This is a genomic window from Dolichospermum sp. UHCC 0260 (genome assembly GCF_009711985.1).
GTDB classification, from domain to species: domain Bacteria; phylum Cyanobacteriota; class Cyanobacteriia; order Cyanobacteriales; family Nostocaceae; genus Dolichospermum; species Dolichospermum lemmermannii.
This window is the reverse complement of sequence record NZ_VIKZ01000004.1, coordinates 99087-112060: the sequence shown is the minus strand read 5'-3', so window position 1 is coordinate 112060 and position 12974 is coordinate 99087. Positions and strand designations below refer to the sequence as shown.

Sequence of the window (12974 nt, the reverse complement as noted above, 5' to 3'; positions counted from 1 at the left end):
AATATCAATTAGGTGGAAAAGTCTCAATAGTATCTTTTAACTCCTGAAAAATATTTACTACTTTTTGTAAAGATTGGGAAACCTCAAGAGAATTATCACTATTACGGGCTGATATAATAGTAATATCCTTAATAGTTTGACTAACAATTTGTGATGTTTGGACTTGAGATGTAGTAGAAATCAAAATTGACTGAACTAAGGTATTTATTTGCTGTGATCCATTAACAATTTGTTGTAAACTATGTTTGGCATCTTCGATAATATGGCTACTTTGGGTAACTTGATTAGTTCCCATGATCATTGTTTTTAATACTTCACCAGTTTCTCGTTGAATTTTCTCAATTATTTCCTCAATTTCTTGAGTTGCGGCTGCACTTCTGGCGGCTAATTCTCCTACTTCTTCAGCTACTACCGCAAACCCTTGACCCTCTTCCCCGGCTCTTGCAGCTTCAATTCCGGCATTAATTGCTAATAGATTAGTTTGCATAGCAATTTGATTAACTACAGAAACTACACGGGAAATTTGTTGGGAAGATTCTCCTAACCGTCTGACCTTTTTAGCTATTTCATTAACTGTTTCTTGGACAGAGAAAATATTTTGCAATGTTAAATCCATCGCTGCTTCAGTTTTAGTAGCCCTATGGTTAACATCATTAACAATGGTAACAGCTTGTTGTGCTATATCAGCTATAGATTGAATAGCAATAGTCATATTGTCAATGGTTTCTAAGCTTAGGTGTATTTTTTCAGGTTCGATAATTGCTTCTGTTGTGAATTTTTCCAAATAAACATTTACTTCACCAATAGCTTGTTGAATTTGATTGACAATTTGCTGAATACTATTCTGAAAATTCTGGAGTTCTGAATTGTCTTGATTAGTGTTTGTCTGACTATGTGCTTTTAATCTTTTTATCTCTACTAGTAAATGGGATTGTTCTAAAGCATAGCCAATTTGTGTAGCAATTTGGGTCAAAAAATTAATTTCTTCAGATTGCCAAATATGAGAATTATGGCAATGATGAGCAATCAAAAATCCTTGAATTTCTCCATGACTTAAAATTGGTGCTGTTAAACTGCTTTGCACAGAAAATTTCTTTAACCACTCGATATAACTACTCGTTAAACTTGACTCTTGTTCAATATTTGATATTGCCTCAAATTGACTATTTTTACCAAGTTCTCGCCAGTGGGAATCATTATTATATACACCGAGCATTTTTTGGTAATCATCAATTACTGATTCAGCAATTACCTTAACAGCTTGGGTTTTTCGATGCAGTTTATAAACGATAACTCTGTCTGTTTTTAGAACTTGACTAACTTCGGAAATGGCAGTTTGATAAATAACCTCAGACTGAAGATTTAGACGAATTTTTCTAGTAATTTCTAGGAATAATTTTAGCCATTCAATTTCTTTTTCTTGTTCCTCTTCTTTATTAAATACATCTAAATGTATTTGCTCTTGAATTTCCTTAGAGGATATTATAGATGTACTAAAAATTTTAGAATTAATCCACTGACCTAACCAAGCTATAAACAACGTCATCAATAATGCAATTAATGGTGTTGTACTAGCAATTAATGTCAAAAATTCTCTCTGCGGCTTAAAGGCAATTGCTGCATCTTTCGCCACAAGTAACTGCCAATTGATATTCGGTAAACCTGATAATATTGGCAATGGTACATAACTAATGAGTTGCTGCTTTTGATTATTTTTCGACCTGGCTGTAAATGTATCAATATTTTTCGCATTTAAAACATTAGTTAAACTAGGATATATACCTATCAACTTCTCACCAAATAAATTTTGATCGGAACTAATTAAAATTCTTCCTGTTCCATCTAAAAAATAATATTGATTAGTCTCATCTATATAACCTTTTATTACTGTTTCTAAAGCCTTTACAGGCATACGGGTTCTGACTATACCAATAGTATTACCCCGAATTGGATCTTTAATTGGTGCAGCTATATAAATTACTGCGCCTATATTTTTAACTATTTCTGCTTGACTAATAATAGGAGTATTTTGTTTGATTACTTCTTGAAAATAGATCCGTTGTTTTTCGGAAATTAAAGATTCTCCGGCTGATTGAATAATCACTTTTCCATTAAGATCAAATACAGCGACACTATCATAAACCTTAACAGTTTTTATCAAGCGATCCCAGGATGCTTGTGTTTCTATATTAATGATGGTGACATCAACTTTACTGGTTTTCCTAGATTTTTCTGATCCGGCTTTGTTTCCAGAATTAGCAGGACTTAAAAAAGATATACCAGATAATACTTGAATATCTCCATAACGTTGTCCAATAAAATTATTAACTTTATCACTCAAGTTAATTGCTTTAGTTTCTTGGGATGTAATAATTTGCTTTGTAATTAATTTGCTCCCAAAAAGATAAGCGATCGCCCCAATTCCCAAAACTGGTAAAGTACCAATAGCTATGGATAAAATTATAGCTTTTGTACTCAATTTAAATTGTCGCAAATATCCTATTCCCTGATGCCACACCCTATTATAACTAGAATTTTCTCCTCTAACATCAACAACTTTTGCTGAAGAAATTAAAGATGGGTTATTTTGAGAATTGCCACTTTGTTTGATATCAGTTTTATTCAACATATATTCCTCATACCACATCTATAAAATAAAAAAACTACCCCTTCTTCCGAGTATTAATTATTAGTTAATACCAAGAATATCCGAACGTAAAATATGCACTGCATCTAATACCAATAAAATTTCTTCCTGTTGCACCACACAACCACACAAGTAAGGTACTAAACTAGATGCTACTTGTCCTACGGGAGAACGAATATCATCAGCAATAAATTTAGTTGTGCCTTTAATCTCTTGAACAACTAAACCCAAGATCATTGATTCTATTTGAATAACAATGATATTATACTGACGCAACCGATGATCAAGACATTCTAAATTAAACATCTTAGGTAAATCAACTACCCAAATTATATGACTGCGCCAATTCATCAATCCTAATATACAAGCGGGCATATTCGGAATAGCTGTAACCGATGTCACAGGCACAACAATTGCTTCTTGAGTATGAGCAATGGATAAAACAGCACCAGTTTGTTGATTAAGTTGAAATTTAAGATAGCCATTTTCTCGGCTGTTGTATACGGCTTGATGATTAAAGTCAATGTGTAATTTTTTCATGGGCGAGTATTATGAACATTAATTTATGGGGTTATATAGCAATACCTTTGCTGTTTTTTTTGTAAAATATATGTCTAAAATCACTCTGCTATGTTTTGATCAATGAGTATAATATACAGAAAAAAGCACTATCAGGATTTAATTTTCCTGAGTGCTTTTAACTTGGCTATTTATTTAAAAGTGCGGATAAAAGGACTTGAACCTTCACTCCTTTCGGAACTAGAACCTAAATCTAGCGCGTCTGCCAATTTCGCCATATCCGCATCTATACCTTACCTTAGCACAATAAAATATTTATGGCAATAGGTAAAAATACAAAATTTAAAATCAGGGTATGGGGTATTGCTGATTTCCATAACCCCAAGCCTTTAGATCACAGCTACACGAGGTAGACGGTGCTTGAAGCCGCAAAGAATTTCCCAAGAGATGGTATTGAGGCAATTTGCCCAATCATCAGCGGATATTTGTTCTTTTCCCTGTTCTCCTAGCAAAGTGACGATTTCCCCTTCTTGCAAATCGGGGATGGAACTCACATCTAACATAATTTGATCCATGGTAATTGCGCCAATTTGTGGCACACGCTGTCCACGGATTAACACCTGCATTTGGTTAGAAAGATGACGAGGAACTCCATCTGCATAACCAATGCCAACTACAGCCAGACGCATTTCTTGAGGAGCAATAAAATGATGACCATAACTAACTCCAGTTCCTGCGGCTATGGTTTTAACTTGGGTAACTCTAGCTTTGAGTTGTAAAACGGGTTGCAGTTTGATGTGATTTTGTAAGTGATTAGCAGGATAAAGCCCATAAATGGCTAAACCTACCCGCACCATATCATAGTGTAATCTTGAATCTGCCAGGGTAGCGGCTGAGTTGGCTAAATGTAAACTGGGAATTGTGATCCCTTTAGCTTTGATGTGGGCGATCGCCTCTTCAAATCTGCTATGCTGTTCCATCATCACCGTAGCGTCGGGACTATCTGCTGTTGCTAAGTGAGAATAAATACTGGCAATATCTAAATGGGGTAATCCTTGTACCAACTGCACAAACTCCGCCGCCTGTTGCCAATTAGTGCCTAATCTAGACATTCCCGTATCTAATTTGATATGTACAGATAAAGAAGAATTATAGTTAATAGTTTCTAATGTGTTGGAAAATTCTAAAGCTTGCTTAGGACTACACAGTGTGGGCTGAAGTTGCCAATGAGCGATCGCCTGAATTTGCTCTGGCGTGTTGGTTGCCCCTAAAATTAAAATCGGGGCTTTAATGCCATCTTCCCGCAATTGAATACCTTCAGGAACAGTCGCCACACCTAACCAACCAGCACCCGCTTCTAAGGCAGTTTTAGCAACTGCTACCGCCCCATGTCCATAGGCATCCGCTTTAACAACTGCCATTAATTGGGTGCGTGGTGATAAAAACTTGACCAACTGCTTGACATTATCAGACAACGCCCCTAAATCAATTTCTACCCAAGCCCGCTGAGAAAACCAAGCGTAAGTATCACATTCCTGATTGTCAGCAAAAATCGGGGTTTGCTTGCGACTTAACATTGCACTTCACTCCTATCACACCACCGAAAAGCTTCTCACATCCCCTAGAAGCTATATCACTTTAATCAGGAAGTTTAACTTTGATCCGGTAATTTACACAAGATAGTAGCACGAGCAATATTATTAGTGTGTCTGAATACTCAATAATTCCAAAAATTATTGGAAGATAGTTCTTCCTTATCAGTTTCATCATAACAAATTTAAAATCAAATGTCAACCCCTAAATCCTCTTTTATGGCGATTTTAGGTAAATAAGATCCCGGACTTCTTTAAGAAGTCCGGGATCTGAGTCAAGGACAAAAGTATAAATTATTCTCATATCCCCAGCGGAGTATATTTGTGTTAATATGTGTAAAACTAATACCTTGAGCGCAGATTCATGAGGAAGGTTTTAGTCCTGAACGCCTCTTACGAACCGCTCAACATCACCAGTTGGCGACGTGCCACCGTGTTGTTGATTAAAGGCAAAGCTGAACGCTTAGAATACAACGGTAAATTCCTTTACTCGGATTTTCCCATGCCGACCGTGATCCGGTTGCGCCATTATGTCCGCGTTCCTTATATGGAAATTCCTCTCACTCGGCGAAATATCCTGCATCGTGATAGCCATACCTGTCAATACTGTGGTCACACAGGGGACGGGTTAACTCTAGATCATGTGATACCGAGATCACGAGGAGGTGGAGATACCTGGGAGAATATTACTACTGCTTGTGTACGCTGCAATATCAAAAAAGGCTGTCGTACACCTCAAGAAGCCCGAATGCCTTTGCGTCATTTACCCCGTCAACCTTACAGTAGCCTCTACTTTGAGGTAACGAAGCATCTGAAAAGTGGACTTCACCAGGAGTGGCAAAAGTATGTCATAGGTCTTTGACATTACCCAAAATTAACTACAAAAGTTCAGGTCAAAATTTACCTGTAGATATATCCGTTTGACTAAATAAAGTCAACGATAGTGACTACAAGTAGGGGTTTCACTTGCTTTTGATGAGTATTGAATACAGCTTATGGCAAGTTTCCACTAAGCTGATATTTTCATGTCCGCAGCATCAAACAACCTTAATTTCCAGAATTGGCGTTTTGTCCTTTAAAAAACGATATATAGATAGATTTTGTTCTTAACTGATAATTTGTTACAATTATAAGTGGATGACTTGCCAGCTAGAAATTGAGATGTCAATTTGCACACGGAATGTCCAAGATAACACAAGTCAAATAAATATTCAAGATAATTATCAAATTTTTTTCATAAAAATCTGCATATTTGTTTAGACAAAGCCACAAATTATGAGGTTTTATATAACCCAAGAGGTAAAGCGTACCTGATTTTCAGCATCTCTGTAGCACTTGAGGTAGATGTAGTAGATCCTTGACTCATGCTATTGACAAAAATAAACCGCCCGACAAAGTGCCAAGACAATTAATTTTAGATTGTTGCCAAGTCTCCTGTAGCTTTACAAGCGCATTATTGCTTGGATTATGCCTGAATGGACACCCCCCTTTCCCCGCTTAAAAATACAGTTACTTATGTACGTGAATTATCCGGCTTCTCAATTTGAGAGTTTATCATTGACCACAGATCCGCATCCAGAGGAAATAGAGAAAGAGAAAGAGAAGGAGAAAGAGCTAATTGAGCTTCCACCTTTAACCCGGACTTCCTTATCATCCTCTAATGGTGATGGAGGTATCTATTTAGTTCAGCGTGGCAATTCTCTAGCATCTCAAAAATCAGAAGAGTTACAGAAAACGCTGCTTGCACATCGCCATGAACGTCAATTAGTGATTTTACAGGATTTTCCCGATCCTGATGCTCTTTCTTGTGCTTGGTCTTACCAACTAATTGCCCAACAGTATGATATTAAGTGTGATATTGTTTACGCGGGAACTTTAAGCCATCAGGAAAATATTGCTTTAGTTAAACTAACTAATTTACCTGCTCAACGCTGGACGATGCAAACTTTAAAAAATAAAGATTTGTCGTCTTATCAAGGGTTTGTGTTAATTGACAACCAGGGAACTACATCTCAATTATTACCAGCAATCCAACAAGCGGGAATTCCCCTGATAGTGCTGGTGGATCATCATAGTTTACAAGGGGAACTCAAGTCAGAATTTGTTGATGTTCGTCCTTATGTACGAGCTACAGCTACAATTTTTACTCAATACTTACAAGCAGGATTATTAACTTTAGATAACAGCATTAGCCAGCACGTTAAATGTGCTACAGCTTTAATGCACGGTTTGCGCTCAGATACAAATCGGTTGATGCAAGCCCAAGAAGAAGATTTTATGGCTGCTGGGTATTTGAGCAGGTTTTATGATGCTCAGTTACTAAATGCTATTTTGCAAGCAAATCGTTCTAAGCGGGTGATGGATGTGATCGAGCGATCGCTTAAAAACCGCATCGTTCAAAATAACTTTTCCATAGCTGGTGTTGGTTACTTGCGCTATGATGACCGGGATGCAATTCCCCAAGCCGCTGATTTTCTCGTTACGGAAGAAAATGTGCATACCGCAGTAGTTTATGGAATTGTTCATGATGAAGATGACGAACTAGAAGTAGTGATAGGATCTCTGAGAACCACAAAACTTACTTTAGATCCTGATGAATTTATTAAAGAAGCCTTTGGACAAGATAGCACTGGGCGATTTTTTGGTGGTGGAAGAACGGGTGCAGGAGGCTTTGAAATTCCCATGGGTTTCTTATCTGGTGGTAATGAAAACTCGGCTTATGCCAAAATCAAATGGGAAGTTTTCGACGCACAAATCAAACAGAAATTATTGAGATTGGTGAATCCGAGAGATAATCCAATTTAGTCTTGAAACCGGATTAAAAGACTTGATTGATTTAGGGTTTAGCAGTGCTGAACCCATGCAGATGAATTTAGCTTTTGCTGTCAAAGAAACAGGTATAAATTTGGTACAATTTAGAAATATATCCAAGATTTGTTGAAGGTGCTTATAAGTTTGTTAAGTTATAATCAAGAGATGCACTGGGAATGCCAATAATACCTTTTGAATTTCTCATTTCCAGACGGCCTGTTTCATTACAAGCAAAACCAAAAGGACTGAATGAATGGAAAAATTTTGTTCGTTCTGAAGCCGAAAAGTTTTGGAAAGGTGACAGTCCAATTAAAGTATCTTATCTACAGCTTACGCTAGTTTACATTTGTAGTGATGATTCTCCACCTGATACTGATAACATTATCAAACCAATACAGGATGCACTTATAGGCTTAGTTTATGAAGATGATAATTTAGTATTAGATGTAGATAGTCATCGTCGGTTTATGTCAGATCCGATTGATACTACAAATCTACCTTCTTTATTACAGCAAGGTGTCTTCACACGTCAAGAGTGTGTTTATGTAAAAGTGAGTGAATCTAAACCATTGGAAAAATACTTATGATTATTAACAACACTAAAACTCTACATCATGATAAGGTCAAATCTCTAGCAGAGAAGTATGTTAATGAAGGATTTGACGTTGTGATTGAACCCAAAATGAATCAATTACAATTACCCTTCAATTTAGGTAACTATCAGCCGGATATTATTGCTACCAAAAATAACTCAGGTTTGGTAATTGATGTGAAGACCAGCACCAACCGAGTTTCTGTGGAGAATTTACAGGCTATATCTGAGGAAATTAGCAGACATCCAGACTGGCGTTTTTTATTGGTAACACTTGAAGATATAGAAGCCGAATCATTACCTGGAACATCGGAAGAACTACCTTCCTGGGAAGAACTAATCAACTATTTTAGTCAAGTTAGCAAGCTGATTGAAAATAATAATATTGAACCTGCTTTTCTTTTTCTCTGGAGTGTTTTTGAGGGAGCATTAAGAAAAAGAGCAGTTGATGTATCAATTTCTGTTGAACGTTTACCAGTCATAAGATTGCTAAGATCAATGTACTCTTTGGGAGAGTTATCAATTTCTGAATTTGATATTGTTCAAGCTTATTTTGAAAAGCGCAATCGTCTAGCTCATGGATATATTCAGAAGCTAGATTCGGAGGTTTTACATACCTTTGTAATATTGGTTGTTAAGTTATTGGGAGAATGGATTTCTAATATATCTGAGAACCAAAAAATAGCAGTTCTACAGGTTTTCAGGCAAATTATGGTTAGTATGACAAAAAATAATCAGGAAACTACAGCACAAAGGAATCAGAAATTTCAAGAAATATTAGTTTCTGTGTTACACAATGAACCAACAGAAAAAAAAGATGAAATATTTGCAAAGATTAAGCACGCAGTAGAAAAAGAAGAAGGAGGAACTAATTTTTTCAATGAACTTCAACACTTATCTGATGAGTATTACGATCTTTCTACTGAATCTAAAAATCAACAGCCAAACAAAAATGAAATAGTTTTAGATGATAACGCACAAATAGCACTTGATACTTTACCAACTCAAGAGAAAGAAAAGATTAGTTATGCTATTAGTTGTCTAGAAAACTTTCCTGATTGTTCAGAAATTGAATTTTCTAATCTGAATTCAAGCCCAGATAATGATTTTATTGCCAAGGTAGGCATATATCGAATCATTTTTGAAGTTCAACCTAAAAAAGTAACTATTATTGATATAGTTAATTACAAACGGATTCAAATGTTATATGGATTATTAGAAAAGGCTAAAGTATGAAAAATCTAGATTCTTTATCACGAAAAACCTATATTTGTAGGGGTTTAGAACTGCTAAACCCTTACCCACACAATCAAATAATTAAGCCGTGTTGAGTATAAACTACTGATTCCTGCATTCTTCTTTGCGCCTTTGCTTCTTTGCGTCTTTGCGCGAAACAAAAATAATATAAAAACACCCAACTAAAAACATGGAACTATACTTAATTCGTCATGGCATTGCCGAAGAACATCAACCTACACTAAAAGACAAAGAACGACAACTCACCCCAGAAGGACGACAAAAAACCGAGAAAGTCGCTCAAAAATTAGTAAAGCTAGAATTACATTTTGATCTAATTCTTACCAGTCCCCTAGTCCGTGCTTACCAAACAGCAGAAATACTCATTGCTGCTGGACTGAGTTCCCAATTAGAAGCATCAGATCATCTTAGCTTTAATGGTAATATTCAAAATTGGTGGCAAGAATGGCTGAAACCTAGAAATTATCCCCAAAAAACCCGACTAGCATTAGTCGGTCACGAGCCTAATTTAAGCCATTGGGCAGAAATTCTCCTGTGGGGAGAAGCAAAAGAGAGCCTCATCCTCAAAAAAGCAGGTATGATGGGAATAAAACTACCAGATGATGGTTCAGCTTGGGGTCGTAGTCAAATGTTTTGGTTGACACCACCCAAGTACCTGCTGTAATAGTTGTTACATCTGCAACTTTTGTGGTGAAAATAGTCTCTGGTGAGTTAGCGTGAGCAGATATTTTACAAAGTAAATGGTGTTGCCATGACGGTATGCGAATACAAGCCTGGTTTAGAAGGTATTCCCGCAGCCCAGTCGAGTATTAGTTATGTAGACGGGCAGAAAGGAATTCTAGAATATCGTGGTATCAGGATTGAGGAATTAGCCGAAAAAAGTACATTCCTAGAAACTGCATATCTGTTAATTTGGGGTGAGTTACCAAATGAGGAAGAACTAAAAGCATTTGAGCATGAAGTTCTCTTCCACAGACGCATCAAATACCGCATTCGGGATATGATGAAATGCTTTCCTGAAAGTGGTCATCCGATGGATGCTCTTCAAGCCTCGGCTGCTGCTTTAGGTTTATTCTATTCTCGTCGGGATTTACATAATCCTGTCTATATTCGTACCGCCGCTGTCCGTCTAATAGCGACTATTCCCACGATGGTAGCAGCGTTCCAGTTAATGCGGGAAGGTAATGATCCAGTTAAGCCTAGAGATGATTTAGGCTATGCGGCTAACTTCCTGTATATGCTCAATGAGAAAGAGCCTGATCCTTTAGCCGCTAAAATCTTCGATATCTGCTTAATTCTTCATGTTGAGCATACAATGAATGCTTCTACCTTTAGTGCTAGGGTAACAGCTTCAACATTAACTGATCCTTATGCAGTAGTTGCCAGTGCCGTAGGTACTTTAGGTGGACCATTGCATGGTGGAGCGAATGAAGAAGTAATTCAGATGTTAGAAGAAATCGGTTCTGTAGAAAATGTTGTCCCTTATGTGGATAATCTTCTGCAACGCAAAGCTAAAATTATGGGTTTTGGACATCGAGTTTACAAAGTCAAAGACCCCCGCGCTACAATCTTACAAGGCTTGGCAGAGCAGTTGTTTGAGAAGTTTGGCTATGACGAATACTATGAAATAGCCGTGGAAATGGAACGGGTAGTTTCGGAAAAACTGGGTGACAGAGGGATTTATCCTAATGTTGACTTTTATTCCGGTTTAGTGTATAGGAAAATGGGAATTCCTACAGACTTGTTTACACCAGTATTTGCGATCGCTCGTGTAGCAGGTTGGTTAGCACACTGGAAAGAACAACTGGTAGAAAACCGGATTTTCCGTCCTACCCAAATTTACAACGGTCGTCACGAAATCGCCTACACTCCCATGGACCAACGTTAACTAACAAATAAATTAACTCTAGATTTTGGATGTTTAATTCAAGTCCTCTAATGGGCAGATTGATAACTGTCCTATCTACCATTGAGGCTTGTCGTCCAAAATCAAAACCCGCTAAAATTGGCAACTTGACAGCAGCAGCCAGTGTGGGAAAATCAGACAATTTGTAGACCATAGACAACCGTTACCAACTCGGAAGCGGCTAATTTGTCTTGTTTAACGACTTAATGGGGAAACTTTTGCCCATTTCCTCACCCACCAATCATCAATTCCCAATCCCAACCATAAGTAGAAGTTGTCTTGTGGAGTCTCATGGTGAAAACCATCCAAGGATATACTAGACTCATGAATTGGCAAATGTATTGAACTTCAATCGGTCATCATCTCAGCAGAGATTATTACTAAAGCTGAAGACAAAAGATGAAAATTAGAATAACTGATTTCATCCTTCACAGTTCATCAGCACGTTGACTTAAAGAGCAGCAAACATGAATCCAGGAATTGACCTCCAAGGAACTTTTATTCAATCTGTCAAGGACTTAGGCGTACCCCCAGGAGCGGCCAAAGCCCTATGGATGCCATTACCAATGGTATTGATGCTGATTGGGGCTACAGTAGGTGTCCTAGTGGCCACATGGCTAGAACGGAAAATTTCTGCGGCAGCACAGCAACGGATTGGTCCTGAATACCAAGGACCATTTGGATTGTTAGTGCCTGTGGCAGATGGTCTGAAGCTGGTATTTAAAGAAGATATCATCCCCGCTAAAGCAGATCCTTGGCTATTTACCATTGGTCCAATTATTGTCGTTTTACCAGTATTTCTGTCCTATTTAATTGTGCCATTTGGACAGAATATTATCATTGCTAACGTCGGCATGGGCGTATTCTTGTGGATTGCATTATCCAGTATTCAGCCCATTGGCTTATTAATGGCGGGTTATGCCTCCAATAATAAATATGCCTTGTTGGGAGGTTTACGGGCAGCAGCGCAGTCCATCAGTTATGAAATTCCCTTAGCATTGAGTGTACTAGCGATCGCTATGATGTCCAACAGTCTCAGCACCGTTGACATCGTTAATCAGCAATCTAATTTTGGCATTTTGGGCTGGAACATTTGGCGACAACCATTAGGTTTCGTGATCTTTTGGATAGCCGCCCTAGCAGAATGCGAGCGCCTACCCTTTGACTTACCAGAAGCAGAAGAAGAACTAGTTGCAGGGTATCAAACCGAATATTCAGGCATGAAATTCGCCCTCTTCTACCTCAGTTCCTACATTAACCTGGTACTTTCTGCCTTACTAGTAGCAATTTTGTACCTTGGTGGTTGGCATTGTCCTATACCCCTGGAGATGATCACTGGTTGGTTAGGAGTCAGCGAAAGTGACCCAGCAATTCAGGTAGTCACAGCGGTTATAGGTATTACCATGACCGTAATCAAAGCCTACTTACTAGTATTTTTCGCCATCCTCATTCGTTGGACAGTACCACGGGTACGGATTGACCAATTGCTAGACTTAGGATGGAAATTTCTCTTACCAATAGGCTTGGTAAATCTCCTATTAACCGCAGCCTTCAAACTAGCCTTTCCCTTCGCCTTCGGTGGGTAAGGCAATTTTAGATTTTAGATTTTGGATTGAATCTGAAATCTAAAATCCAAAATCCAAAATCCAA

Annotated in this window: 11 protein-coding genes and 1 tRNA gene; 8 read left to right on the top strand and 4 right to left on the bottom strand. The window is 37.8% G+C overall.

Translation table 11 applies throughout. The features are described from left to right. Positions 1 to 4: 4 nt before the first annotated feature. The 4 genes from FJR08_RS03145 to alr all read right to left on the bottom strand — a co-directional run bounded on the left by FJR08_RS03145 (position 5) and on the right by alr (position 4743). On the bottom strand, positions 5 to 2629 hold the full coding sequence (locus FJR08_RS03145) for a methyl-accepting chemotaxis protein (protein ID WP_168632123.1): 2625 nt from the start codon (positions 2627 to 2629) through the stop codon (positions 5 to 7). Between the two features lie 60 nt (positions 2630 to 2689). Further along, on the bottom strand, positions 2690 to 3187 hold the full coding sequence (locus FJR08_RS03140; protein ID WP_168632122.1) for a chemotaxis protein CheW: 498 nt from the start codon (positions 3185 to 3187) through the stop codon (positions 2690 to 2692). A gap of 181 nt (positions 3188 to 3368) precedes the next feature. Then, positions 3369 to 3450: transfer RNA gene (locus tag FJR08_RS03135), tRNA-Leu, on the bottom strand. A 105-nt stretch (positions 3451 to 3555) separates the two neighbouring features. Next, positions 3556 to 4743: an alanine racemase gene (gene alr / locus FJR08_RS03130; protein ID WP_168632121.1), complete on the bottom strand. Its 1188-nt coding sequence runs from the start codon at positions 4741 to 4743 to the stop codon at positions 3556 to 3558. A 379-nt stretch (positions 4744 to 5122) separates the two neighbouring features. Here alr and FJR08_RS03125 point away from each other — a divergent pair, with 379 nt between their 5' ends. The 8 genes from FJR08_RS03125 to nuoH all read left to right on the top strand — a co-directional run bounded on the left by FJR08_RS03125 (position 5123) and on the right by nuoH (position 12910). Beyond that, positions 5123 to 5620, top strand: coding sequence for an HNH endonuclease (locus tag FJR08_RS03125; RefSeq protein WP_168632120.1), 498 nt, complete (start codon positions 5123 to 5125; stop codon positions 5618 to 5620). 653 nt (positions 5621 to 6273) lie between these two features. Then, positions 6274 to 7563: a bifunctional oligoribonuclease/PAP phosphatase NrnA gene (locus tag FJR08_RS03120; protein WP_168632119.1), complete on the top strand. Its 1290-nt coding sequence runs from the start codon at positions 6274 to 6276 to the stop codon at positions 7561 to 7563. Between the two features lie 182 nt (positions 7564 to 7745). After that, on the top strand, positions 7746 to 8156 hold the full coding sequence (locus FJR08_RS03115; RefSeq protein WP_168632118.1) for a RusA family crossover junction endodeoxyribonuclease: 411 nt from the start codon (positions 7746 to 7748) through the stop codon (positions 8154 to 8156). Beyond that, a complete protein-coding gene (locus FJR08_RS03110) occupies positions 8153 to 9397 on the top strand; it encodes a hypothetical protein (RefSeq protein ID WP_168632117.1) in 1245 nt (414 codons plus the stop codon). The genes FJR08_RS03115 and FJR08_RS03110 overlap by 4 nt, the downstream gene beginning before the upstream one ends. Positions 9398 to 9587: 190 nt before the next feature. Continuing rightward, positions 9588 to 10082, top strand: coding sequence for a phosphohistidine phosphatase SixA (gene sixA, locus FJR08_RS03105; RefSeq protein ID WP_168632116.1), 495 nt, complete (start codon positions 9588 to 9590; stop codon positions 10080 to 10082). 87 nt (positions 10083 to 10169) lie between these two features. Beyond that, positions 10170 to 11306, top strand: a complete 1137-nt coding sequence (locus FJR08_RS03100) for a citrate synthase (protein ID WP_168632115.1) — start codon at positions 10170 to 10172, stop codon at positions 11304 to 11306. A gap of 29 nt (positions 11307 to 11335) precedes the next feature. Beyond that, positions 11336 to 11473 carry a hypothetical protein gene (locus FJR08_RS23085; protein ID WP_158310528.1) on the top strand — a complete coding sequence of 46 codons (138 nt, stop codon included), beginning with the start codon at positions 11336 to 11338 and terminating at the stop codon, positions 11471 to 11473. 318 nt (positions 11474 to 11791) lie between these two features. Next, positions 11792 to 12910, top strand: a complete 1119-nt coding sequence (gene nuoH / locus FJR08_RS03095) for an NADH-quinone oxidoreductase subunit NuoH (protein WP_015080283.1) — start codon at positions 11792 to 11794, stop codon at positions 12908 to 12910. Positions 12911 to 12974 lie beyond the last annotated feature (64 nt).

What these genes read in the sequence shown, in the direction of transcription:
- FJR08_RS03145 (WP_168632123.1), bottom strand. Translation starts at nt 2,629, where the DNA reads ATGTTGAATAAAACTGATATCAAACAAAGTGGCAATTCTCAAAATAAC.
- FJR08_RS03140 (WP_168632122.1), bottom strand. Translation starts at nt 3,187, where the DNA reads ATGAAAAAATTACACATTGACTTTAATCATCAAGCCGTATACAACAGC.
- alr (WP_168632121.1), bottom strand. Translation starts at nt 4,743, where the DNA reads ATGTTAAGTCGCAAGCAAACCCCGATTTTTGCTGACAATCAGGAATGT.
- FJR08_RS03125 (WP_168632120.1), top strand. Translation starts at nt 5,123, where the DNA reads ATGAGGAAGGTTTTAGTCCTGAACGCCTCTTACGAACCGCTCAACATC.
- FJR08_RS03120 (WP_168632119.1), top strand. Translation starts at nt 6,274, where the DNA reads ATGTACGTGAATTATCCGGCTTCTCAATTTGAGAGTTTATCATTGACC.
- FJR08_RS03115 (WP_168632118.1), top strand. Translation starts at nt 7,746, where the DNA reads ATGCCAATAATACCTTTTGAATTTCTCATTTCCAGACGGCCTGTTTCA.
- FJR08_RS03110 (WP_168632117.1), top strand. Translation starts at nt 8,153, where the DNA reads ATGATTATTAACAACACTAAAACTCTACATCATGATAAGGTCAAATCT.
- sixA (WP_168632116.1), top strand. Translation starts at nt 9,588, where the DNA reads ATGGAACTATACTTAATTCGTCATGGCATTGCCGAAGAACATCAACCT.
- FJR08_RS03100 (WP_168632115.1), top strand. Translation starts at nt 10,170, where the DNA reads ATGACGGTATGCGAATACAAGCCTGGTTTAGAAGGTATTCCCGCAGCC.
- FJR08_RS23085 (WP_158310528.1), top strand. Translation starts at nt 11,336, where the DNA reads ATGTTTAATTCAAGTCCTCTAATGGGCAGATTGATAACTGTCCTATCT.
- nuoH (WP_015080283.1), top strand. Translation starts at nt 11,792, where the DNA reads ATGAATCCAGGAATTGACCTCCAAGGAACTTTTATTCAATCTGTCAAG.